General features: G+C 68.8%; 28 protein-coding genes and 3 tRNA genes. 15 read left to right on the top strand and 16 right to left on the bottom strand.

The annotated features are described in order from the left end of the window. Positions 1-10: 10 nt before the first annotated feature. Positions 11-406 carry a GtrA family protein gene (locus BLW81_RS08035; protein ID WP_083406734.1) on the bottom strand — a complete coding sequence of 132 codons (396 nt, stop codon included), beginning with the start codon at positions 404-406 and terminating at the stop codon, positions 11-13. Positions 407-444: 38 nt separating this feature from the next. Further along, on the bottom strand, positions 445-1,857 hold the full coding sequence (pdxR, locus tag BLW81_RS08040; protein WP_083410395.1) for a MocR-like pyridoxine biosynthesis transcription factor PdxR: 1,413 nt from the start codon (positions 1,855-1,857) through the stop codon (positions 445-447). A 49-nt stretch (positions 1,858-1,906) separates the two neighbouring features. Between pdxR and BLW81_RS08045 the strand changes: the two genes are divergently transcribed. Continuing rightward, positions 1,907-2,374, top strand: coding sequence for a carboxymuconolactone decarboxylase family protein (locus BLW81_RS08045; protein ID WP_083406735.1), 468 nt, complete (start codon positions 1,907-1,909; stop codon positions 2,372-2,374). A 65-nt stretch (positions 2,375-2,439) separates the two neighbouring features. Beyond that, positions 2,440-3,177: a phosphotransferase family protein gene (locus BLW81_RS08050; RefSeq protein ID WP_083406736.1), complete on the top strand. Its 738-nt coding sequence runs from the start codon at positions 2,440-2,442 to the stop codon at positions 3,175-3,177. Here the strand turns inward: BLW81_RS08050 and BLW81_RS08055 are convergent. The 5 genes from BLW81_RS08055 to BLW81_RS08075 form a co-directional block, all read right to left on the bottom strand. Continuing rightward, entirely contained in the window at positions 3,174-3,488 is a 315-nt protein-coding gene (locus BLW81_RS08055) for a TFIIB-type zinc ribbon-containing protein (protein WP_083406737.1), read from the bottom strand. The genes BLW81_RS08050 and BLW81_RS08055 overlap by 4 nt on opposite strands. Before the next feature lie 101 nt (positions 3,489-3,589). Beyond that, on the bottom strand, positions 3,590-4,420 hold the full coding sequence (gene wzm, locus BLW81_RS08060; RefSeq protein ID WP_083406738.1) for a galactan export ABC transporter permease subunit Wzm/RfbD: 831 nt from the start codon (positions 4,418-4,420) through the stop codon (positions 3,590-3,592). Then, on the bottom strand, positions 4,417-5,319 hold the full coding sequence (glfT1, locus tag BLW81_RS08065) for a galactofuranosyltransferase GlfT1 (protein WP_083406739.1): 903 nt from the start codon (positions 5,317-5,319) through the stop codon (positions 4,417-4,419). The genes wzm and glfT1 overlap by 4 nt, the downstream gene beginning before the upstream one ends. Beyond that, a complete protein-coding gene (gene wzt, locus BLW81_RS08070) occupies positions 5,316-6,107 on the bottom strand; it encodes a galactan export ABC transporter ATP-binding subunit Wzt/RfbE (RefSeq protein ID WP_083406740.1) in 792 nt (263 codons plus the stop codon). Before wzt ends, glfT1 begins: the two co-directional genes overlap by 4 nt. A gap of 9 nt (positions 6,108-6,116) precedes the next feature. Beyond that, positions 6,117-6,614 carry a bacterial proteasome activator family protein gene (locus tag BLW81_RS08075; RefSeq protein ID WP_083406741.1) on the bottom strand — a complete coding sequence of 166 codons (498 nt, stop codon included), beginning with the start codon at positions 6,612-6,614 and terminating at the stop codon, positions 6,117-6,119. A 304-nt stretch (positions 6,615-6,918) separates the two neighbouring features. On the opposite strand from BLW81_RS08075, the gene BLW81_RS08080 reads away from it, so the two are divergent. Continuing rightward, positions 6,919-8,115, top strand: coding sequence for a cysteine desulfurase-like protein (locus BLW81_RS08080; protein ID WP_083406742.1), 1,197 nt, complete (start codon positions 6,919-6,921; stop codon positions 8,113-8,115). A 2-nt stretch (positions 8,116-8,117) separates the two neighbouring features. On the opposite strand, the gene BLW81_RS08085 is transcribed toward BLW81_RS08080, so the two are convergent. Beyond that, positions 8,118-9,092 (bottom strand): NAD(P)H-quinone oxidoreductase, encoded by a 975-nt coding sequence (locus tag BLW81_RS08085; protein WP_083406743.1) that lies wholly within the window; start codon positions 9,090-9,092, stop codon positions 8,118-8,120. 78 nt (positions 9,093-9,170) lie between these two features. Here BLW81_RS08085 and BLW81_RS08090 point away from each other — a divergent pair, with 78 nt between their 5' ends. From BLW81_RS08090 to BLW81_RS08100, 3 genes are all read left to right on the top strand, one after another. After that, positions 9,171-9,683 (top strand): MarR family winged helix-turn-helix transcriptional regulator, encoded by a 513-nt coding sequence (locus BLW81_RS08090; protein ID WP_083406744.1) that lies wholly within the window; start codon positions 9,171-9,173, stop codon positions 9,681-9,683. Positions 9,684-9,714: 31 nt separating this feature from the next. Then, positions 9,715-9,801: transfer RNA gene (locus BLW81_RS08095), tRNA-Ser, on the top strand. A gap of 71 nt (positions 9,802-9,872) precedes the next feature. Next, complete coding sequence (locus BLW81_RS08100) at positions 9,873-10,310, top strand: hypothetical protein (protein WP_083406745.1); 438 nt, start codon at positions 9,873-9,875, stop codon at positions 10,308-10,310. Here BLW81_RS08100 and BLW81_RS08105 read toward each other — a convergent pair. The 4 genes from BLW81_RS08105 to BLW81_RS08120 all read right to left on the bottom strand — a co-directional run bounded on the left by BLW81_RS08105 (position 10,264) and on the right by BLW81_RS08120 (position 13,302). Next, complete coding sequence (locus BLW81_RS08105) at positions 10,264-10,764, bottom strand: isoprenylcysteine carboxyl methyltransferase family protein (protein ID WP_083406746.1); 501 nt, start codon at positions 10,762-10,764, stop codon at positions 10,264-10,266. The two genes, BLW81_RS08100 and BLW81_RS08105, sit on opposite strands and share 47 nt — an antisense overlap. Before the next feature lie 8 nt (positions 10,765-10,772). Further along, positions 10,773-11,879, bottom strand: a complete 1,107-nt coding sequence (locus BLW81_RS08110; protein ID WP_173839584.1) for a type III polyketide synthase — start codon at positions 11,877-11,879, stop codon at positions 10,773-10,775. 148 nt (positions 11,880-12,027) lie between these two features. Next, positions 12,028-12,843 (bottom strand): crotonase/enoyl-CoA hydratase family protein, encoded by an 816-nt coding sequence (locus BLW81_RS08115; protein ID WP_083406747.1) that lies wholly within the window; start codon positions 12,841-12,843, stop codon positions 12,028-12,030. An 18-nt stretch (positions 12,844-12,861) separates the two neighbouring features. Continuing rightward, positions 12,862-13,302: a hypothetical protein gene (locus BLW81_RS08120; RefSeq protein ID WP_083406748.1), complete on the bottom strand. Its 441-nt coding sequence runs from the start codon at positions 13,300-13,302 to the stop codon at positions 12,862-12,864. A gap of 40 nt (positions 13,303-13,342) precedes the next feature. Between BLW81_RS08120 and BLW81_RS08125 the strand changes: the two genes are divergently transcribed. Continuing rightward, a complete protein-coding gene (locus BLW81_RS08125; protein ID WP_083406749.1) occupies positions 13,343-13,921 on the top strand; it encodes a TIGR03086 family metal-binding protein in 579 nt (192 codons plus the stop codon). Positions 13,922-13,934: 13 nt separating this feature from the next. Here the strand turns inward: BLW81_RS08125 and BLW81_RS08130 are convergent, their stop codons facing one another. Both BLW81_RS08130 and BLW81_RS08135 read right to left on the bottom strand, forming a co-directional pair. Beyond that, complete coding sequence (locus BLW81_RS08130) at positions 13,935-14,405, bottom strand: DUF4334 domain-containing protein (RefSeq protein ID WP_083406750.1); 471 nt, start codon at positions 14,403-14,405, stop codon at positions 13,935-13,937. Next, positions 14,402-15,457, bottom strand: a complete 1,056-nt coding sequence (locus tag BLW81_RS08135; RefSeq protein ID WP_083406751.1) for a pyridoxal phosphate-dependent aminotransferase — start codon at positions 15,455-15,457, stop codon at positions 14,402-14,404. The genes BLW81_RS08130 and BLW81_RS08135 overlap by 4 nt, the downstream gene beginning before the upstream one ends. A gap of 84 nt (positions 15,458-15,541) precedes the next feature. Here BLW81_RS08135 and BLW81_RS08140 point away from each other — a divergent pair. The 3 genes from BLW81_RS08140 to tnpB all read left to right on the top strand — a co-directional run bounded on the left by BLW81_RS08140 (position 15,542) and on the right by tnpB (position 17,212). Next, positions 15,542-15,630, top strand: a tRNA-Ser gene (locus BLW81_RS08140). 38 nt (positions 15,631-15,668) lie between these two features. Then, positions 15,669-15,741: transfer RNA gene (locus BLW81_RS08145), tRNA-Arg, on the top strand. Positions 15,742-15,790: 49 nt separating this feature from the next. Further along, positions 15,791-17,212 carry an IS607 family element RNA-guided endonuclease TnpB gene (gene tnpB / locus BLW81_RS08150; protein ID WP_083406752.1) on the top strand — a complete coding sequence of 474 codons (1,422 nt, stop codon included), beginning with the start codon at positions 15,791-15,793 and terminating at the stop codon, positions 17,210-17,212. 59 nt (positions 17,213-17,271) lie between these two features. Here the strand turns inward: tnpB and BLW81_RS08155 are convergent, their stop codons facing one another. Continuing rightward, on the bottom strand, positions 17,272-17,616 hold the full coding sequence (locus BLW81_RS08155; RefSeq protein WP_083406753.1) for a DUF732 domain-containing protein: 345 nt from the start codon (positions 17,614-17,616) through the stop codon (positions 17,272-17,274). Positions 17,617-17,781: 165 nt separating this feature from the next. Here BLW81_RS08155 and BLW81_RS08160 point away from each other — a divergent pair, with 165 nt between their 5' ends. Genes BLW81_RS08160 through BLW81_RS08170 form a run of 3 tightly spaced genes read left to right on the top strand, consistent with a single transcriptional unit; the run spans position 17,782 to position 19,036 of the window. Further along, entirely contained in the window at positions 17,782-18,090 is a 309-nt protein-coding gene (locus tag BLW81_RS08160) for a hypothetical protein (protein WP_083406754.1), read from the top strand. 36 nt (positions 18,091-18,126) lie between these two features. Then, positions 18,127-18,630 carry a metallophosphoesterase family protein gene (locus tag BLW81_RS08165; protein WP_083406755.1) on the top strand — a complete coding sequence of 168 codons (504 nt, stop codon included), beginning with the start codon at positions 18,127-18,129 and terminating at the stop codon, positions 18,628-18,630. Continuing rightward, on the top strand, positions 18,623-19,036 hold the full coding sequence (locus tag BLW81_RS08170) for an MmcQ/YjbR family DNA-binding protein (protein ID WP_083406756.1): 414 nt from the start codon (positions 18,623-18,625) through the stop codon (positions 19,034-19,036). The genes BLW81_RS08165 and BLW81_RS08170 overlap by 8 nt, the downstream gene beginning before the upstream one ends. Here the strand turns inward: BLW81_RS08170 and BLW81_RS08175 are convergent. Beyond that, positions 19,027-19,371 carry a winged helix-turn-helix transcriptional regulator gene (locus tag BLW81_RS08175; RefSeq protein ID WP_083406757.1) on the bottom strand — a complete coding sequence of 115 codons (345 nt, stop codon included), beginning with the start codon at positions 19,369-19,371 and terminating at the stop codon, positions 19,027-19,029. The genes BLW81_RS08170 and BLW81_RS08175 overlap by 10 nt on opposite strands. Before the next feature lie 89 nt (positions 19,372-19,460). Between BLW81_RS08175 and BLW81_RS08180 the strand changes: the two genes are divergently transcribed. Both BLW81_RS08180 and BLW81_RS08185 read left to right on the top strand, forming a co-directional pair. Continuing rightward, positions 19,461-20,318 (top strand): NAD(P)-dependent oxidoreductase, encoded by an 858-nt coding sequence (locus BLW81_RS08180; RefSeq protein ID WP_083406758.1) that lies wholly within the window; start codon positions 19,461-19,463, stop codon positions 20,316-20,318. Further along, positions 20,315-21,217: an NAD(P)-dependent oxidoreductase gene (locus tag BLW81_RS08185; RefSeq protein WP_083406759.1), complete on the top strand. Its 903-nt coding sequence runs from the start codon at positions 20,315-20,317 to the stop codon at positions 21,215-21,217. Before BLW81_RS08180 ends, BLW81_RS08185 begins: the two co-directional genes overlap by 4 nt. Positions 21,218-21,227: the final 10 nt, after the last annotated feature.

The following is a 21,227-nucleotide window of genomic DNA, read 5'->3' on the forward strand; positions in this document are numbered from 1 at the left end:
GCGCCTCGGATCAGCGCAGCCGGAAGATCACCGCGCGCTGAACGATGAAGTTGATCACCGTCGCGGTGCCTTGGGCGATGACGAACGCGACCGGAACCCGCCACGGTTTCTCGTCCCAGGCGACGTAGAACACGTAGTTGATGCCGACCTGCACGGTGTAGGTGACCGCGTAGAGCGCGCAGACGGCGATGAACCGGGCGGTGCTCGGCGGGGCCTGGAAGGTCCACCGGCGGTTGATCAGGTACGCCGTGGTGGTGCCTGCGATGAAGCTGAGCGTCTTGGCGAGGTTGACGTGCAGGCCGACGGCGAGCAGCGCGACGTAGAGGCCGAAGTCGACGACCGCCGACAGTCCGCCGGTGACGATGAACCGCCACACCTGGGTGCCCAGGCTCAAGCTGGGCTGCATGGGAGGCTCGGCCACCCGGGCAGCTTACGTGGCGCGACCTACAGCCCGCTGGCGGCCAGGATGTCGCACAGCGCCTCGACGGCGGCGTTGAACGCGTGCTCGGGCGGCGTGCCGAAACCGACGATCACCCCGTCGGGCTGCGGCACGTCGGGTCCGGCCAGCGGGTGGCGCATCAACGAAAGGCCCTGCAGCGCAACGCCTGCCTCGCCGGCCCGCTGCACCACCTCGGGTTCGGCGCCGTCGGGCAGGGTCAGCAGCATGTTCAGCCCCGCGTTGAGGCCGCCGATGCCGATGTCGAAGCGCCCCAACGCCTCGACGAGGGTGTCGCGGCGGCGCCGGTACCGCAGCCGCATCCGCCGGATGTGCTTGTCGTAGTTGCCGCTGGCGATGAAGTCGGCCATCGTGAGCTGGGCGATGCCGTTGACGTAGAACTGCGCATCGCCGGCGGCCGCGATCACGGGCTCGACGAGGTTGGCGGGCAACACCATCCAGCCCAGCCGCAGCACCGGCGAGAGGCTCTTGCTGGCCGAGCCGAGGTAGGCCACCCGGTCGGGGCACAGCGCCTGCAGCGCCCCGATCGGCTGGCGGTCGTAGCGGAACTCGCCGTCGTAGTCGTCGTCGATCACGTACCCGTTGGTGCGCTGCGCCCAGTCCACGACCGCGGTGCGCCGCGACGGGTGCAGCGGCATGCCCAGCGGGCTGTGGTGGGCGGGGGTGAGCAGCACCGCGGGCACGTCGACCCGGTCGAGATCGTCGATGACCGCGCCGTGCTCGTCGACGCCGATCGGCGTCGTCGACATCCCCAGCGCGGCGATGGCGTCGCGAAAGATGAACAGCCCGTACGCTTCCAAAGCGATCGGCCGGTCCGCACCGAAGACCCGCGCCAGCAGTTCGACGCCGTGCCGGGTGCCCGCGCAGATGACCACCGCGTCCGGCGAGGTGCGCACGCCGCGGACGCGGCCTAGGTACTCGGCGACGGCTTCGCGCAGTTCGGGCCGCCCGCGCGCATCGCCCATCCGCAGCGCCTCGGTCGGCGCGTTGGCCAGCGCGCGTCGCGTCGAAGCCACCCATTCGTTGCGGGGGAACTCGGCGACGTCGGGCGAGCCGGGCATCAGGTTGTGCCGCGGCGCCGTCCGCACCCCGCGCGAGCGGGCGGGGGCCGCGGCGCCGCCGTTGTTGACCACCCACGTGCCTGCGCCCTGCCGGGAGGCCAGCCAACCCTCGGCGACCAGTTCGGCGTACGCCTCGGCGACGGTGTTGCGGGCCAATCCGAGGTCGGCGGCCAGGCTGCGCGACGGCGGCAGCACCGTGCCGGTCGCGAGCCTGCCGCTGCGGACGGCGTCGCGCAGCGCGGTGAGCAGCAGTTCCCGCGCGCCGCGCACACCGGGGGTGATCCGCTCGCGCAGATCGAGGTGCAGATCCCGGCTGCCCGGATTGGCCCACGAAGCCATGGACTGATTGAACCATGCGGATGGGACATTGCGCACTAGCGTCGAAGACATGACACAGACACTCGAAACCGTCGACCGCCTGAAGATCTACAAGTCGTCACCGGAACTGCTCGACGCGATGCTGGCGCTGAGCACCGCGGCGGCCAAGGACGTCGAGGTCGAACTCGGCGAGCTGATCAAGATTCGCGCGTCGCAGATCAACCACTGCGCGTTCTGCCTCGACATGCACCTGCGCGACGCCCGCAAGCACGGCGTCAACGAGCAGAAGCTCGACCTCATCGCGGCCTGGGAGGAGGCCGGCGAGGTGTTCACCGAGCGCGAGCGCGCGGCGCTGGCGCTGACCGAGTCGATCACCGAGCTGCACGACGGCCACGTGCCCGACGACGTGTACGCCCGCGCGGCCGCGGTGTTCACCGACCGCGAGCTGGGGCAGGTCATCGCGATGGCCGTCACGATCAACGCGTGGAACCGCATCAACGTGACGATCCGGCAGGCGCCGCGGGCAGCCCTCTCATGAGACTGGCCTGGAACCGAAACGGCGCGACCACCCGACTGCAGCCGTCGCGTCGCTAGGTTTCAGGTGTGCAGACCCGGTCCGGTGCGGAGATCGTCGTCGACAACGACGTCGTCCACAAACTGCACCGGCCGGGTATCAACCCGCACGATCTGACGGTCCGGCTGGGCATCGCCGCCCGGTCGGACTGTCTGCTCTCGCCGCTGTCGGCTCCCGAGCGTGTCGGCGACCGATGGCGCACCCGCTGGCCGCTGGTGAAAGTCGTTGCGCAACAACCCGAGTCACTGCCGTGGGCGCAGGCCGGGCAGCTGCTGGCCCGGCTGCACCGCGAACCGCGGCCGCCGCGAGCGCCGGCTCACGGCTGGCCGCAGCGGATGCGGCGCGCGGTCGACGCGCTGCGCGGTGGACATCCCGACGTCCGCCGGGCCGCCGCCACACTGCCCGATCCGGTGTGGCGGCCCGGCTCACCCGACCGCCCGATGACGCTGGTGCACGGCGACTGGCACCTGGGCCAGCTCGGGCGCCGCGACGACGGGCCGTGGCTGCTGATCGACGTCGACGACCTCGGTGTCGGCGACCCGGCCTGGGATCTGGCCCGCCCGGCCGGATTCTGGGCCGCCGGCCTCATCCCCGACGGCGACTGGCACCGATTCCTCGACGCTTATCGCGGCGCCGACGGTCCCGCGCTACCCGACGGCGATCCGTGGCCGGTGCTCGAACCGTTCGCCCGCGCGGCCGTCGTGCAGGCCGCCGCCCACCATCCCGACGACGAACTGCTGCTCGCCGCGTGCGTGCGAATGGGCTAGCTGGAGAAGAACAGCCGGCCGAACCCCTGCTTGCGGTAGTGCTTGTTGCCGCGATGCCCCCAGCCCGGGCCGTACCCGTAGCCGCCCTGCTGCGGGGGCGGCGGCGGAGCCTGGACGAACCGGTTCTCCATCTGCGTCAGCGCCTCGAGCTCGCCGAAGTCCAGGAAGATCCCCCGGCAGGTGTCGCACTGCTCGAGGTGGATGCCGTTGCGCTCGTAGGTGCGCATCGACCCTGCGCACTTCGGGCACGTCAATGTGCCTGCCGGACCCGACGGCGTCGACGACGGCGGCTGATATGGCGGGATGCTCATAGCCGCATAACGCTACGCGGCAGTGCGGTGGTTCCGTCGAGTGTCCAGTTATCCGCCGCCACAGCGCGAAAAGTGCGCGATAACTGGCCGCTCGGCGCGGCTCAGACCCAGTACGCGACGCGGGCGCGGTACTGGCGCATGGCGAACGCCGCGAGGATCCACCCGATCACCGTCAACACGATGACCACCACCCAGTGCCGCAGCTCCTGGTCGGCACCGAGCAGCGGGGCCCGCACGATGTCGAGGTAGTGCAGCAGCGGGTTGAGCTCGACGACCTTGGCGTACTGGGCCGCGCCCTGCTGCTGCAGCGTCGACTCGTTCCAAATGATCGGCGTCATGAAGAACAGCAGCTGCACCAGGCTGACCAGCAGCGGGCTGATGTCGCGGTAGCGGGTCGCCAGGATGCCGAAACACAGCGCCACCCACACGCAGTTGAGCACGATCAACGCCAGCGCCGGGATCACCGCGAGGTCGGTCCACTTCCACGGCTTCGGATAGATGATCGCGATGATCACGAAGATGATGATGTTGTGCGCGAACAGCAGCATCTGCCGCCACACGAGCCGGTACACGTGCACCGACAGCGGGGTCGGCAGCTGCTTGATCAGCCCCTCGTTGGCGACGAACACGTCGGCGCCTTCCAGGATCGACGCGTTGATCAGGTTCCACACGATAAGGCCGAGCGTGACGTACGGAAGATGTTCGGACAGTTCGAGTTTGAACAGCTTCGAATACAGCAGCCCCATCGCGACCGCGGTGGCGCCGGTCGCGATCGTGATCCAGAACGGGCCGAGCACCGAGCGGCGGTAGCGCTGCTTGATGTCCTGCCAGCCCAGGTGCAGCCACAGCTCGCGCCTGCCGAAACCGGCGACGAGGTCGCCCCACGCCCGGCTCATCGTCCGCGACTGCGCGGCGGCGTCGGTGAACGTCACTTTCGGGGCCTCCCGAACCTCTCCTTACGGCCCAGGCGCCGCAGCCGGACCCACTCCATCAAACCGGCGGGGTCGCGCCGCGACACCAGGAAGAACCAGCCGAACCGCGCCCACTCCTGTGCCTGCAGCCGGCGCAGGCCCGGCTGCGAGAGCAGATAGCCGCGATTGCGGTAGGTGAAGAATCGCTTGTTCGCGTCGTCCGGATACTGCGTGTGCATGCGCCCGCCGAGGATCGGCTTGAACTCGTCGCCGCCCTGCGGATGCAGGTACACCGCGTCCAGGCAGGTACCGAACGGCAGCCCGGAACGCACCAACCGGCGATGCAGTTCGGTTTCGTCGCCGCGCACGAACAGCCGCAGATCCGGCACGCCGATCGCCTCCAGCGTCGCGGCCGAGAACAGCGCGCCGTTGAACAGCGACGCGATTCCGGGCAGCAGGTCCTGGCCGGGGTCGGTGCGCAGCTCGTCGACGCGCCGGCGCCAGGCGATGCCGCGCCGCAGCGGGAACGCCAACCGGCCGGGGTCGTCCATGTCGCAGACCATCGGGGACACCTCGGCCAGCGAGTGCCGCGCCGCGCAGGCCAGCAGCGTGCCGAGCACCTCGGAGTCGGCGGGCCTGCCGTCGTCGTCGGCCAGCCACACCCAGTCGGCACCCAGCGCCAGCGCGTGCAGCATCCCGAACGCGAAACCGCCTGCCCCGCCGAGGTTCCGGCGCGACCCGAGGTAGGTGGTCGGGATCGGCTGGCCCGCGACCAGGTCGGCGACGCGCTGATCGTTGTCGTTGTCGACGACGATCAGGTGGTCGGGGGCGCGGGTCTGCGCCGACACCGCCTCCAGCGACTTGGCCAGCTCGTCGGGTCGCCGGTGGGTGACCACCACCGCGCAGACGTGCCCGGTCATGCCGAACGGGTCTCGTCGAGGACCTCGCGGACGTGGCGGGCGGCGTCCTCACCCTCATACGCGCGCACGACGTCCTCGATCTCGCCCTGCATCTTGATCGTGCCGTGGTCGATCCACATCGCGGTGTTGCACAGCCGGGCCAGGAACTCGTTGGAGTGGCTAGCGAACACCAGGATCCCGGAGCGCTCGACCAGGCTGGCCAGCCGCGACTGCGCCTTCTTGAGGAATTCGGCGTCCACCGCGCCGATCCCCTCGTCGAGCAGCAGGATCTCCGGGTCGATGCTGGTGACCACTCCCATCGCCAGGCGCACCCGCATGCCGGTGGAGTACGTGCGCAGCGGCATGGACAGGTAGTCGCCGAGCTCAGTGAACTCCGCGATCTCGTCGACCTTGGCCAGCATCTGCTTGCGCGTCTGCCCGAGGAACAGCCCGCGGATGATGATGTTTTCGAAGCCGGAGATCTCCGGGTCCATCCCGACACCCAGATCGAACACGGGCGCCACCCGGCCGGTCACGGTGGCGACGCCGCGGGTGGGCTCGTAGATCCCCGACAGCAGCCGCAGCAGCGTCGACTTACCCGCGCCGTTGTGGCCGACCAACCCCACCCGGTCGCCATGTTCGAGCTTCATGGTGATGTCGCGCAGCGCCTCGATGACCACGACGTTGGACTCGTTGCGGCCGATCGCGCCGCCGGCCTTGCCGAGGAACGCCTTCTTCAGCGAACGCGACTTCGCGTCGAAGATCGGAAACTCCACCCACGCGTTGCGCGTCTCGATGTGTGGGACCAACGTGTGCGCCTACAGGTACTGGCCGGTTCCCGGCTGCGCCGGGCCGCCACGCACCGCGACCCCCGGCGGCAGCGCACCTTGTCCGCGCATCTGCTCGAGCTGCTGGCGGGCGGCCATCTGCTGAGCGAACAGCGCGGTCTGGATGCCGTGGAACAGGCCCTCGAGCCAACCCACGAGCTGCGCCTGGGCGATGCGCAGCTCCGCGTCCGACGGCACGCCCTCCTCGGTGAACGGCAGGGTGAGCCGTTCCAGCTCCTCGCGCAGCTCCGGCGCCAGCCCGTCCTCGAGCTCGGAGATGGACGTGCGATGGATCTCGCGCAGCCGGTTGCGGCTGGCGTCGTCCAGCGGTGCCGCCCGCACCTCCTCGAGCAGCTGCTTGATCATCGTGCCGATCCGCATCACCTTCGCGGGCTGCTCGACCAGGTCGGTCAGCGACTTGCCGTCGGTCTCCTGGTCGCCGTCGTCGGCGTCACGGCTGATGATCTCGATGTTGTCGTCGTCGGTCATGTGTCCCGTGTTCCCTCTGATTTCCATCTGACGCCGCCGCCCGGCGTGGATTCCGTGCTTCCTCGCCGACGGCCGCAAACCATCTAGCGACACTAGTCCGCGACCTTGCCGTACTGCCCACAGCCACCTGCTCGGGCCCACCGCGGGAGCGCCAGCAACGACGGACGATCAGCACTCCGTTCCCGAAGCCCACTGGACTAGTATGGCTGCCCAGTGGACCCCGTCAGGACCGGCGGGTCGCGCCGACGTTCGGCCAGTGCCGAATCGGTTTGTGCATTTCACGGACGCTCGAAGGTTGGCAGGCATGGCGTACGACGTCGCCCGGGTGCGAGGGTTGCACCCGTCGCTGGGCGACGGCTGGGTACGGTTCGACGCCCAGAACGGCATGCTGCTGCCCGACGCCGTCGGCCGCGCCGTGTCCACCGCGTTCCGGGGCTCGATGCCGACGCCCGTCGGACCGCACCCGTCCGCCCAACGCAGCGCCGCCGTGCTGGCCGCCGCCCGGCAGGCGGTGGCCGACCTCGTCAACGCCGACCCGCGCGGCGTGGTGCTCGGCGCCGACCGCTCGATCCTGCTGACGTCGCTGGCCGACGCGTCCTCGTCGCGGGTCGGGCTCGGCTACGAGGTCGTGGTGACCCGACTCGACGACGAGGCCAACATCGCGCCGTGGCTGCGCGCGGCCAATCGCTATGGCGCCAAGGTGAAGTGGGCCGAGGTCGACATCGAGACCGGTGAGCTGCCCGCCTGGCAGTGGGAAAGCCTGGTCACCCGGCCCACCCGGCTGGTCGCGATCACGTCGGCGTCGGCGACGCTGGGCACCATGACCGACCTGCGCGCGGTCACCAAACTCGCGCACGACCAGGGCGCGCTGGTCGTCGTCGACCATTCCGCGGCCGCGCCGTACCAGCTCATCGACATCGACGAGATCGACGCGGACGTGGTCGCGGTCAACGCCCTGGCCTGGGGCGGGCCGCCGATCGGCGCGCTGATCTTCCGGGACCCGGCGGTCATCGACTCGTTCAGCGCGGTGTCGCTCAACCCGTACGCGACGGGCCCGGCGCGCCTGGAGGTGGGCGCGCACCAGTTCGGGCTGCTGGCCGGCGTCGTCGCCAGCATCGAGTACCTGGCGTCGCTGGACGAGGCGGCCGGCGGCACCCGCCGGGAACGGCTCGCGGTGTCCATGCAATCGGCGAGCTCGTACATGAACCGGTTGTTCGACTATCTGCTCATGTCGCTGCGCTCGCTGTCGGCGGTGATGGTCATCGGCACCCCCGAGGCGCGCATCCCGGTGCTGAGCTTCGCGGTCAGCGACGTCCCCGCCGATCGCGTCGTGCAGCGGTTGGCCGACAACGGAATTCTGGCGATCTCCAACGCCAGTTCGCGGGTGCTCGACGTGATCGGCGTCAACGACATCGGCGGCGCGGTGACCGTCGGGTTGGCGCACTACACCACGACCGCCGAGGTCGATCAGCTGGTGCGCGCGCTCGCCTCGCTCGGTTGAGCTCAATCACTCACGCGCAGAAGCACTTTGCCTGACACCTCGCCCGACTGCAGCAGCTCGTGGGCGGCGCCGGCCTGCTCGATCCCGAACTCGGCGCCGATGATCGGGCGGACCTCCCCGCGCTCCACCATCGGCCAGACGTTGTCGCGCACCGCGGCGACGATCTCGCTCTTGCCTGCCGGCCCGTCGACCGGGCGTGCGCGCAGCGCGGTGGCGATCACCCCGGCGCGCTTGCCGAGCAGCTTGCCGATGTTGAGTTCACCCTTGACGCCGCCCTGCATGCCGATGATGACCAGACGCCCGTCGGCGGCGAGCGCGTCGACGTTGCGGGCGAGGTAGGCCGCCCCCATGATGTCGAGGATCACGTCGGCGCCGCCCTCGGCGCTCACCCGCTCGACGAAGTCGTCGTCGCGGTAGTTGATCAGCACCTCGGCGCCCAGTTCGGCGCACAGGTCGAGCTTGTTGGCCGAACCGGCCGTCACGGCCACCCGGGCGCCGAGCGCGCGGCCGACCTGGATCGCGTGGGTGCCGATGCCGCTGGCGCCGCCGTGCACCAGCAGTAGGTGTCCGGCGGTCAAGCCCGCGGTCATCACGACGTTGGACCACACCGTGCAGGCGACCTCGGGAAGGCCCGCGGCCTCGTGCAGGCCGACAGTGTCGGGCACCGGCAGCACCTGGCCGGCGGGCACCACGACGTACTCGGCGTATCCGCCGCCGGCGAGCAGGGCGCAGACCGGCTGCCCCTCGGTCCACCCGGTGACGTCGGCGCCGACGGCCGCGACCGTGCCCGACACCTCGAGCCCGAGGATGTCGCTGGCACCGGGCGGGGGCGGGTAGTTTCCTGCCGCTTGCAACAGGTCGGCGCGGTTGATCCCGGCCGCGGCGACCTTGACGAGCAGTTCGCCGGCAGCGGGCGAGACGTCGGGAATCTCGGTCCAGGTCAGTCCTGTTTCCGGGCTGGCCACAATCGCATGCATTCAAACAACGCTACTATCCTGCAAAAACAGTCGGGCGATTCCCTTACCAGCAATGCCGGCGGTGTTTACTATGACCGCATGGAGGGGATGATCGCGGGGCGTACCGCCAGTGATATGCCGGGACTGGATATCGCTGAGCAACGGTCTTGGCAAAATTTTTTGGACTCGGCGCTACGGCTCTACGCCACGCTGAACAGAACGCTGGTCGACACGCACCATCTGACGCTGAACGATGTGCGGCTGCTCGACATGCTGGACAAGTCCGCGACGGGGGCGGCGCGGATGGGTGACCTGGCCGAAGGGCTGATGTCGCTGCCAAGCCGGGTGACCCGGCAGATCCGGCGCCTGGAGTTGCAGGGGCTGGTCCGGCGCGGCGCCAGCCCGGACGACGGGCGCGGCGTGCTGGCCAGCATCACCGACGAGGGCAGGACGGCGGTGCGCGAGGCGATGGCCACCTACGGCGAGGGCGTACGCGCGCACTTCCTCGGCCGGCTGTCGCGTCCGCAGGTGGCGGCGATGGGGGAGAACTGCCGCCGGATCAGCGCGGCGCTCAAGACCGGCAGCAACAACGCCAAGCTCGGCCGCGTCTGAGTTCGCGGCGCCGGCCGCTACGCTTGTCGGCGGTGGCGTGGCAGAGCGGCCTAATGCACTCGCCTTGAAAGCGAGAGACGGCTAACACCGTCCGGGGGTTCAAATCCCTCCGCCACCGCTCGATTGGCACCCGATCTCGGTGCCGAATTGGTTCCTGACTTGTGCCGTCGCGCGAACTACCGTGACGCCATGACCATGACGCCGGCCCGCACGCCCACCCGGTTCGTCGAGGTGACGCTGATCGTGTTCGGGGTGTACGCCCTCGGCGTCGGGCTGTTCATGTTGTTCGCGCCCGGCGCGTTCTTCGACACGCTCGGCACGTTCGGGGTGCGCAACGACCACTACATCTTCGACAACGCGACGTTCGAGATCCCGCAGGGGCTACTGCTGCTCGCCGCGGTGCGGCGCCCGACGTGGCGGGTGCCGGCATTGGCGTTCGCGACGGTGCACTGGGCGCTGCACTCGATCAGCCACCTCATCGACCCGCATCACGGTGCCGGCGACTGGATCGGCTGGCTGGAGGCCGGCGGGCTGGTGGCGACCACCGCGATCCTGGCATTCGCGTTGCGCGCCACCGTCGTCACGCATAACCCAGCGCCGCGTTCTCCGCTCGAATCCGGACATTGAGCACCAGCGCGTTGGCGACGCTGAACACGATCGTCGTCAGCCACGCCGAATGCACCAGCGGCAGTGCGGCGACCTCGACCGCCACCGCGGTGTAATTCGGGTGGTGCAGAACGCGATACGGGCCGCGACGCACCAGCGGGGCATCGGGGATCACGATGAGCCGCGGGTTCCAGTGGTTGCCCAGGATCGCCACGCACCACCACCGGACGACGGTGCTGGCACACACCAGCGCCACCATCGGCCAGCCCAGCAGCGGGATGAACGGCCGGTGCGCGGCGGCCACCTCGACCACGCACGACACCAGCAGCAGCGTGTGCATGGTGACCATCACCGGGTAATGACCTTGGCCGAACTCCTTGCCGCCGTTGGCAATCGACCATCGCGTGTGGCGTCGTGAGACCACCAGTTCGATCAGCCGCTCGACGCCGATCGCGAGGATGAACAGGTAGTACATGATGCCCCCTACCAGCCCAGCAGGATCAGCTCGAAGCTGAATCCCGGGCCCATCGCCAGCAGCACCCCGAGGGATCCGGGTTCCGGCGGCGTCGCGAGCGTGCGGTCGAGCACGTCGAGCACCGACGCCGACGAGAAGTTCCCGTTCTCCCGCAACGAGTTCCGGCTGTGCGCGTTGGCTTCCGGCGGCAGTGCGATCGCCCGGTCGATCGCGTCGATCACCTTGGGGCCGCCGGGGTGGCAGATCCACGTCGAGATGTCGCCGACCGTGAGCCCGTGATCGCCCAGGAAACGGTCGACCTCGTCGCGCAGATAGTTGTCGGCCATGTGCGGGACGTCGCGCGACATCACCAGCCCGAAACCGGCCGAGCTCACGTTCCAGCCCATCACGTCGATGGTGTCGGGGAACAGCCGGCTGCGGGTGGCCAGGACCGCGGGGCCGCGGGGGCTCGTCGGCGACGCCGGAACCCGGTCGGCGCCGGTGACGACGACGGCGGCCGCGCCGTCGCCGAACAGGCACGCGCCGATCAGCGCCGGGATCGACGTGTCGTCACGCTGCAGCGTCAACGAGCACAGTTCGACCGACAGCAGCACCGCGACGTCGGACGGGAAGCCGCGCAGGTAATCGTGGACGCGGGCCATCCCCGCGGCGCCGGCCACACAGCCCAGCCCGAACAGCGGGATGCGTTTGACGTCCGGTCGCAGCCCGATCCGCGACGCCACGCGGGCGTCGACGGTCGGCACCGCCACGCCGGTGGAGGACACCATCACGATGGCGTCCACCTCGTGCGGCGCCACGTGCGCGGCTTCCAGCGCCGACCGCACGGCGCGTTCGCCGAGGTCGACCGCGACGCGGATGTAGGTGTCGTTGGCCTCGGTGAAACCGCTGAGCACCGGGTACCGGGACAGCGGTAGCGCCAGGCTGCGGGTCTGCACGCCACTGGATTGCGCGAAGCGCATGAACTCGGGGCCGCCGACGCTGGCCAGCGTCGACGCCACTTCGTCCTGGTCGTAGCGGTGCGAGGTGAGAGCCACGGCGGTGCCCCCGATCCGGGGTGCGCCTGTCCACTGGGCGGAGTGGTAGTCGATGGATGGGTAATGCGTTGTGTCTGTCATGAATACGGCACGACACGTAGCACAGGGCCGTTCACCGAAGTGACACAAAGCACATCAGAGCACCGAAAGCTGTTGTGCTGAACCAGATTTCACTACATCGCAAACCTGGAAAGGGGCCGTGACCCCGGTGGGAGGTTCCTGTAAACCGTTATTCGCCAGTGAATTTCGGTGGCCGCTTCTCGAACATCGCGGTCACCGCCTCGCCGAGGTCCTTCGACGGCAGGAACGCCGAGTTCCACGCCGCGACATAGCGCAGGCTTTCCGAGACGCGGGCGATGCGCTGCTGATCGAGAACGTCCTTGATGCCGTGCACGGTCAGCGGCGGGTTGGCCGCGATCTCGGCGGCGGTGGCGTGCGCCGCGGCGAGCGAGGCGTCGGCGTCGTCGTAGACGTCGTTGACCAGACCGATCTTCTCGGCGCGCGCCGCGTCGATGTCCTTACCGGTCAGGGTCAGCTCGCGCAGGTGCCCGTCGGACAGGATCAGCGGGAGCCGGGCCAGCGACCCCACGTCGGCGACGATCGCGAGCTTGACCTCGCGCACCGAGAACTTGGCGTCGGCGCTGGCGTAGCGGATGTCCACGGCGCTGATCAGGTCGACACCGCCGCCGATGCACCAGCCGTGCACCGAGGCGATCGTGGGGGTGCGGCAGTCCGCGACCGCGTTGATGGCGCCCTGCATCTTCTGCAGCGTGGTGTGAAAGTTGAGCCGGCCCTTGGCGCCGGAGTCCAGGCCGGGCAGGCTGCCGCCCATCGCGACGAGGTCCAGCCCGTAGCTGAAGTTGCGCCCCGAGCCGGTCAGCACGATCGCCCGGACGTCCGGGTCGGCGTCGAGCGTGCCGAACACCTCCGGCAACTCGGCCCAGAACGCGGGGCCCATCGCGTTGCCCTTCCCGGGGCCGATCAACGTCACGCGCGCGACGTGCTCGGAGGTGTCGACGGTGACGGATTCATAGGTGTCGGCCATGGCGCAAAGGCTAGCGACTCACCGTCCGGGGATTCCGATGACCACCTCGTTGACTTCCGCGGCGGGCATCAGCTGGCACATCGCGTCGGCCATGATCTGAGCCAGCATCTCGGCCTCCTGGCCGGGCTGGGCGCCCTGATTGGTGAGGATCACGCGGAGCACGGCCAACTTGGTCGCCGTGTCCAGGCCGTTGTATTCGCTGCAGGACATGGTGGCCGCGTTCGGCGGCGGAGGCACCTCGGGCACGTTCGGGCCGGGCAGCCCGGGAATCCGGATGTCGGGAATCGGGATGTTCGGCAGACCCGGCAGCGTCGGCGAGGACGGCTGGCGCGACGGTGCCGAGGTCAGCGGCGGGCCCGGTTCGGTGGTCATCGCGACGGAGCCCTCGGTGGTCTGCTGGCAGGCGCTCACCCCGAACACGATCAGCGCCGCCGCCGCCACCCGCACGTGCGTCTTCATCCCGGCAACGATATGCGCATGCACGACGTAGCGTGGCTTCATGCCCGATGACTTGCGCGCCGGACCCGACTCACCCCCGACCGACGAGCTACGCAGCGCCGAGAAGTCGTTCGCGGTGCTGCAGCACGTCCTGCACGGCATCGCCGCCGACGATCTGCACAAACAGACGCCGTGCCGGGAATTCGACATCGCCGGATTGACCGAGCACCTGATGAACTCGATCACCGGGCTCGGCGGGATCGCGGGCGCGCAGTTCGCTCAGCGTGACCCCGACGCCCCGATCGAGCAGCAGGTGGTGCTCGCCGGCCGTGCCGCGTTGGACGCCTGGCGCCGGCGCGGGCTCGACGGCAAGGTCGACTTCTTCGGCAACGAGGTGCCGGCCAAGGTGATCCCCGGGGTGCTGTCGATGGAGTTCCTGGTGCACGCCTGGGATTACGCCACCGCGCTCGGCCGCGACGTCGACGCCCCGGAGTCGCTGTCGGACTACGTGCTGGGGCTGGCGCAGAAAATCATCACGCCGGAGGGCCGGGCCAGGGCGGGGTTCGACGACCCGGTCGACGTCGCCGCCGACACCGGCGCCCTGGAGCGCCTCATCGCCTACACCGGCCGGCGAATCTGACCGTTCGCGGCGGTCAGACCCGTTCGAGGTAGAAGTACAGGTGCCTGCCTTTATCGAGGGCACCCTTGCCGTTCATGATGCCGACGACGGTGCTGTCGTCGACGACCTTGAAGTGGTCGTGCACCGGCGCGCCGTCGTAGACCATCGTCGCGGTCACCTCGCCGCGGAACTCCTCCATCCACAGGCTGGCCTCGCCCTTCATCGCCTCGGTGTCGGAGAACCTGTTGCCGTCGACGTCCAGACAGACGAGCGGCTTGGCGTCGGTGGCCGAGACGAAGGTCTTGCCGAACCAGTTGAGCCGCTGCATGAAGCCGTTGGCCTTGTGGCCGGTGTAGAACTCCCCGCCCTTCCACTCGCCGATCATGAACTCGATCGAGGCGGGCGCCAGCGTGGCCCAGAACGCGTCGAGTTCGGCGTCGGCGATCGGCTCGGTGCGCTGGGTCAGCTCGGTGAACGTCTCGCGGGCGGTGCGGGTGGAGGTCATCGGTGTCCTATCCAGCGTCGGGCGAATTCGAGGAACGCGTCGTTCTCGTGGGTGGCGGCGACGGTGACGCGCACGCCGTCGTCGCCGTAGGGGCGAACGATGATGCGGTTGTCGGCCGAGGCCTCGGCGAACTGCTGCGCGCGTCCGGGCAGCGGTAGCCACACGAAGTTGGCCTGCGAGTCGGGCACGTCGTAGCCGGCCTGCCGCAGCCCGGCGGTGACGCGGTCGCGTTCGGCGACCACGGCGTCGGTGCGTTCGAGGAGCTCGTCGGCCGCGTCCAGCGAGGCGATCGCGGCGGCCTGGGAGACAGTGGTCGCGGTGAACGGCACGTAGACCTTGCCCAGAGCGGTGATGATGTCGGGGTCGCCGACCGCGTATCCGATGCGCAGCCCGGCCAGCCCGTAGGCCTTGGAAAAGGTGCGCAGCACAACGACATTCGGATGGGCGCGGACCAGGCCGAAGCTGTCGGGCAGCATGGGGTCGCGGATGTATTCGACGTAGGCCTCATCGAGGGCGATCAGGATGTGCGGCGGGACCGCGGCGACGAAGCGGGCCAGCGCGTCGGGGTCGACGACGGTGCTGGTCGGGTTGTTGGGGTTGCACACGAAGATCAGCCGGGTGCGGTCGGTGATCGCGGCGAGCATCGCGTCGAGGTCGTGGGTGTGGTCTGTGAGCGGGACCGCCACCGGGGTGGCGCCGGCGGTGCGGACCTGCAGCGGGTAGATCTCGAAGCTGCGCCAGCCGAACAGCACTTCGTCGCCGACGGTCGCGGTGATCTGGATCAACTGCTGGCACAGGCTGACCGATCCGCAGCCGACCGAGATGTGTTCGGGCGCGAAATTCACGTGCTTGGCCAGTCGATCCTTGAGCTCGATGTAGCCGTTGTCGGGGTAGCGGTTGATGTGCTCGGCGGCCTGCTCGATCGCGGCGCGCACGCTCGGCAACGGCGGCTGCACGGTCTCGTTGCTGGCGATCTTGATTGCACCGGGGACCGTCCTGCCGGGGGTGTAGGCGGGCAGGTCGGCCAGTTCGGGGCGCAGCCGGGCAGTCACCGCACCAGTTTATGGGTCGGCTCGACGCGCTTTGCCTCGCGCCATAACGCATGTGTACGCTGTCGCTTCGGCGGTAATCGTCGAGGAGGCGTGCCAGAGCGGCCGAATGGGGCTCACTGCTAATGAGTTGTCGCCCTCAAAGGCGACCGGAGGTTCAAATCCTCTCGCCTCCGCCGCGGCTGTCCGCAGCCGACAACTGAAGATTGGCCATGCGCCCGTAGCTCAACGGATAGAGCATCTGACTACGGATCAGAAGGTTGGGAGTTCGAGTCTCTCCGGGCGCGCTTTTTCTCTTGGCGGCAGTTTGTCAGACGGCTGTGTCAGGCTCCGGTCATGTCCGATCACGCCGCCGCAGCCCGGAGCACTATGGCCGGCGGTCTCGGCACGCGCTCGCGGATCCGGTCGTATCGATACGCGCTCGCTCCCTCGCGGTTGCAGGAAGATCAGCTCCGGTCACACTGTGGTGCGCAGCGGTTCGCGTACAACTGGGGTTTGGCACAAGTCAAAGCAAATCTGGAGCAGCGAAGCGCGGAAAGTACCTATGGCATTTGCGGGAAGGATCTCACACCCGCGCTGAACTGGTCGGCGTATGCCATGCGGAGGATTTGGAACCGAGTCAAGAGTGACATCGCGCCGTGGTGGCAGGAGAATTCCAAGGAAGCTTACTCGTCCGGGTTGGCCAACCTCGCGACAGCTCTTCGGAACTGGGCCGCGTCCGCCACGAAACGACGCCAGGGGCGGCCGGTCGGATTTCCGCGATTCAAGTCGAAGAAGAGTCGACTCTCGTGCTGGTTCACGACGGGTGCGCTCGGGCTTGTCGCCAGCGACCGGCGGCACGTCAAACTCCCTCGAATCGGCATCGTCAGAACCCACGAATCCACTCGCAAGCTCGCGCGACGCCTCGAGAGCGGTTCGGCCCGAATCAGATCAGCCACCGTTGCCTACGACGGTGGGCGCTGGTTCGTCTCCTTCTCTGTCGAGTTGCAGGGCACATCTGTATCCGCTGCTCGGTCGAAGGACACGGTAGGAGTGGATGTCGGAATCCTCCACCTCGCGGTTCTGTCGACCCCCGTGCGCGGGCTGTCGGATGCCAGTGGCCTCATCGCGAACCCCGCGCACCACGAAGGCGCCATCAAGAAGTTGCGCCGCCTACAGCGGAAGACTGCGAGGAGGGTCGGCCCGGACAGGCGGGCCGGTACCATCCCGTCGGCTCGATGGCGCCGCGCGCGCGATGACGTCCGTCGACAGCACGCAAAGATCGCCAATCAGCGAGCCGACACGCTGCACTGGCTGACCAGTGCGTTGGCGGAACGCTTCGGGACCGTCGTGATCGAAGACCTGAACGTTGCCGGGATGCTCCGTAACCGTCGCTTGGCGCGCAGGATCTCTGCGGCGGCATGGGCAGAGATGCGGCGGCAACTGGAGTACAAGACCGATTGGCGAGGCGGTCGCGTGCTGGTGGCCGACCGGTTCTACCCAAGTTCCAAGACCTGCTCTGGATGTGGCGTGGTGAAAGCCAAGCTGCGCCTGTCCGAGCGAGTGTTCACATGCGATACCTGCGGGCTGACGATCGATCGTGATCGCAACGCAGTCCGCAACCTGGCTGCACTGGCGGCCGATGCCGGGACCTCCCCCGAAATGTCCTCCCCGAGTTGCGGGGCGACAGAAAACGAGCCCGCTGGAAACCCGAATCGAGACAGCCTTCGCGGCCAGGGGTACTGCCACGGGAAGCCCCCCGAGGGCAACGCCGCGTGAGCAATCGCGCGACTGCCTGCGTTGCAGTGACGCAGGTAACGGTTCGAATCCCTTCGGGCTCAGGTGAAGGTGCGGATGACGTCCGGACAGTAGGCCTTCGCGGCCTCACCGGCGAATGTGGTCGCGACCTGGCGCGGGATCCCACCCATCACCAGCCCGGAAACCGCCCAGGCGAAACTCTTCGTCGACTTCTTCATCTGCTTGCAGAAGCCTTTGGCCATCCCCTTGGCCATTTCCGAATCCCCGAATTGCACACCGGCCGCCTGCAATGCGGCGATGAACGCGTCGTCGGCGGCGTCGGCGCGCGCGGTCGCGGCGTTCATCGGGGCAATGGCGATCATCAGTCCGACGACCGCGGCCATCATCATCTTGACCGGCAACGTCGAAACTCGGGAAATCCGCATTGCCCAACTGTGCCTTGCCGCGGCCGCTGTGTCCAAATTTCGGTCATTTCGGCCCGCATCGGACCCGAGCGGCAGCCGTCCGCCAGCAAATGATCGTGATCCTGCGGTTTTGACGCGGCCCGATCGGCTATCTCTGCGGGCGGTCCTGAGCAACCGGGAGGCGCGATGACCACCGAACCCGAACCCGACCCACCGGTCACCGAGGTGGCCGTGGTCGAAGCGCAACGCCGCGCCCGCGAGGCGCGCGAGCAGGCCGCGCACGCAGGCCTGTCGGCGGCGAAGAGCATCGAGCGATCGGCCCGCCGGCACGAGGAAGTCGCCGAACTGCAGGAGCAGACAGCCGCCAAGGGCATCCCGGCTCCCGAGGTGAACCACGCATCGGCGGCGCGCCACCGCAACGCGGCGCAGGACGACTACACGCTGGCCCGGAAGAAACGGGCGGAGTCGGAGGCCGACCTGTCCGCGGACCAGTGACGCGCGCGCGGTCACCCGCCCACTAGATTGGGAACAGTGCGGCTGCTGTTGATCGCCGATACCCACGTTCCCAAGCGCGCCAAAGACCTGCCCGCACCCGTGTGGGAGGAAGTGTCGAAGGCCGACGTCGTCGTGCACGCCGGCGACTGGGTCGAGCCCTCGCTGCTCGATGAGCTCGAGGCGCGCGCCAAGCGGCTGGTCGCCTGCTGGGGCAACAACGACGGAGCCGAACTGCGCCGGCGCCTGCCCGAGCGCGCGGACGTCACACTCGGCGGGCTGCGCTTCACCGTCGTGCACGAGACCGGCGCGGCGACCGGCCGCGAGGCACGGATGGCCAAGGCGTACCCGGACACCGACGTGCTGATCTTCGGGCACAGCCACATCCCGTGGGACACCCACACCAAAACCGGGCTGCGTCTGCTCAACCCGGGCTCGCCGACCGACCGGCGCCGCCAGCCCTACTGCACGTACATGACGGCCACCGTGCGCGGCGGCACCCTCTCCCAGGTGGTGCTGCACACGCTGGAGCGCCGTGCGTGAGCGGCCGGCGCGGGTCGACGACGTCCACGCGATCGCCGCATCCATGCCGCACGTCAAACGCATCGAGGGCCCGAAGGGCAACCCGATCTATCAGGTCGGCGGTAAGTCGTTCGTCTACTTCCGCACACCCCAGCGCGACGCCGAGGACCCCGAGACCGGCGAGCGGTACACCGACGTGATCATGATCTGGGTCGATTCCGAGAGCGACAAGCTCGCGCTGACCCAGGACCCGGACTCGCCGTTCTTCACCACCTTCAAATTCGACGGGCACCCGTCGGTGCTCATCCGGGCCAGCCGGTTACGGGAGATCGGCCGCACCGAGTTGACCGAACTCATCCAGGACGCCTGGCTGTCGCAGGCCTCACGCCGCCGCGCCGAGACCTGGCTGGCCGAACATCAGCGTTGAGCGGCCTCTGCCGCGCAGATCAGGTCGATGTGCCGAGTCGCCCAGTCGCCCAACGGGTTCAGCGCCTGCAGTAGCTCTTCACCGGCCGGGGTCATCGAGTACTCCACCCGCGGCGGCACTTCGTGGTAGCTCTGCCGGTGCACAACGCCGTGGCGCTGCAGTTCCTTGAGGTGCTGGGTCAGCATCTTCTGCGAGATCCCGTTCAGGCTGCGGTGCAGGGCGTTGAATCGCTTGGGTCCGTCCTGCAGTTCCCACAGGATCAGCGGCTTCCACTTCCCGTCCACCACCGCCATCGCGGCGTCCAGTCCGCACGTGAACTTGCCCAGCGAAGCCACAGCTCACCTCCATTGCTTTCAATTTGGTAAGTATCGCACTTTTTAGTGGGTACTTGTCGGCGAGTGCGCACCACTCCGACGATGGTGCCATGACAACCTTCATCGGCCTCGGAGACATGGGTTCGACGCTGGCCCGCACCTCGCTGGCAGCCGGTCACCGCGTCACCGTGTGGAACCGAAGCCACTCCAAGACAACGGCTCTCGTCGACCACGGCGCGGATCTCGCCGCCTCGCTGGCCGACGCCATCGAGGCATCCGAGGTGCTGATCGTCTGCCTCTTCGACCACCGCTCAGTGCACGACGTGCTCGATCCCGTCGTCGACCGGCTCGCCGGCCGCCAGGTGATCAACCTGACCACCACCTCGCCGGACGGGGCCCGCGAACTCGCGCACTGGGCCGCTCGCCACGGCGCCGACTACCTCGACGGCGGGATCATGGCGATACCGTCGATGATCGGCACCGCGGCCTCGAAGGTTCTCTACAGCGGATCGCAGCAGATCTTCGACCAGAACCGTCCACTGCTCGAAACATGGGGCTGTGCCGAGCATTTCGGCACCGACGCCGGGATGGCGTCGCTATACGACCTGGCCCTGCTCGCAGGCATGTACGTCATGTTCGCCGGGTTCTTCCACGGCGCGGCGATGGTCGGCGCCGCCGGTGTGCCCGCCAAGGAGTTCGCGGTGCGGGCGGCCGACTGGCTGCGTGCGATGGCGCCCGCCGTCATCGAATACGCCGACGTCATCGACGGCGGGGACTATGCGATTCCCGGCCAGCAGAGCCTGGAGTTCTCCGACGTCAGCGACATCGTCGCCGCCAGCCGCGCCCACGGCGTGAGCACCGAACTGGTCGACGTCGTCCAGCGGCTGATCCACCGGCAGATCGACGCGGGCCACGGCGCGCACGGCTTCGCCCGGGTCATCGAAAGCCTCAGGGGGGCCGCGGCATGACCGCCGTCACCGTGCTGGGGCAGGGGCCGATGGGCCGCGCGCTGACCGCCGCCCTGCTCGACGCCGGATACCGCACCACGGTGTGGAACCGCACCGAGGCCAACGCCCGCGAGATGCTCGCGCGCGGGGCGATCTGGGCGCCGAGCCCGGCCGAAGCCGTCGCCGCCGGCGGCGTCACGCTGATCAACGTCGTCGACCACGACGTCGTCGACGCGGTGCTCGAGACTGCGGGCCGGGCACTGGCCGGCGCCACGGTGATCGGGCTGAGCTCCGACACCCCGGACCGGGCGCGACAGACCGCCGAACTCGTCGACGGCCTCGGCGGCCGCTATCTGGACGGTGCGATCATGACGCCCACCGACACGATCGGGACACCTGACGCGCGGATCCTGCTCGCCGGGCCTCAAGCGGTGTACGACACGTACCACCCGGTGCTGGACGCGCTGGGCACCTCGACCTGGCTCGGCGAGGATCCCGGCCGCGCCGCAGCGTTCGACATGTCGCTTCTCGATCTGTTCTGGACCGCGGTCAGCGGGTTCGAGCACGCGCTGATGATGGCCGCCGCCAACGGGATCGCGCCGCGGGAACTGCTGCCGCACGCGCTCGGCATCGTCGACATCCTGGCCCCGGTATTCATCGAGATCGCCGAACGCATCGAAGAAGACCGCCACGATGACGCCAGTGCGCCGGTCTCCTCGACGGCCGCGTCGGTGCGGCATCTGGTCAACGCGTCCCGCGACGCTGGTGTCGACGCCGGTGCGCTGGAAGCGTTCTCGGGCTACGTCGACGCGGCCGTCGCAGCCGGCCACGGCGCGGACGAGATCAGCCGCATCACGGCGGAAATGGTGCAGCCGGCCGCCGGCAGTCCGACGAGAAAGTTTCGTTGGCAACATGTTTGAGTGCGAGCGT

The sequence above is a fragment of the Mycolicibacterium rutilum genome, assembly GCF_900108565.1.
GTDB lineage: Bacteria > Actinomycetota > Actinomycetes > Mycobacteriales > Mycobacteriaceae > Mycobacterium > Mycobacterium rutilum.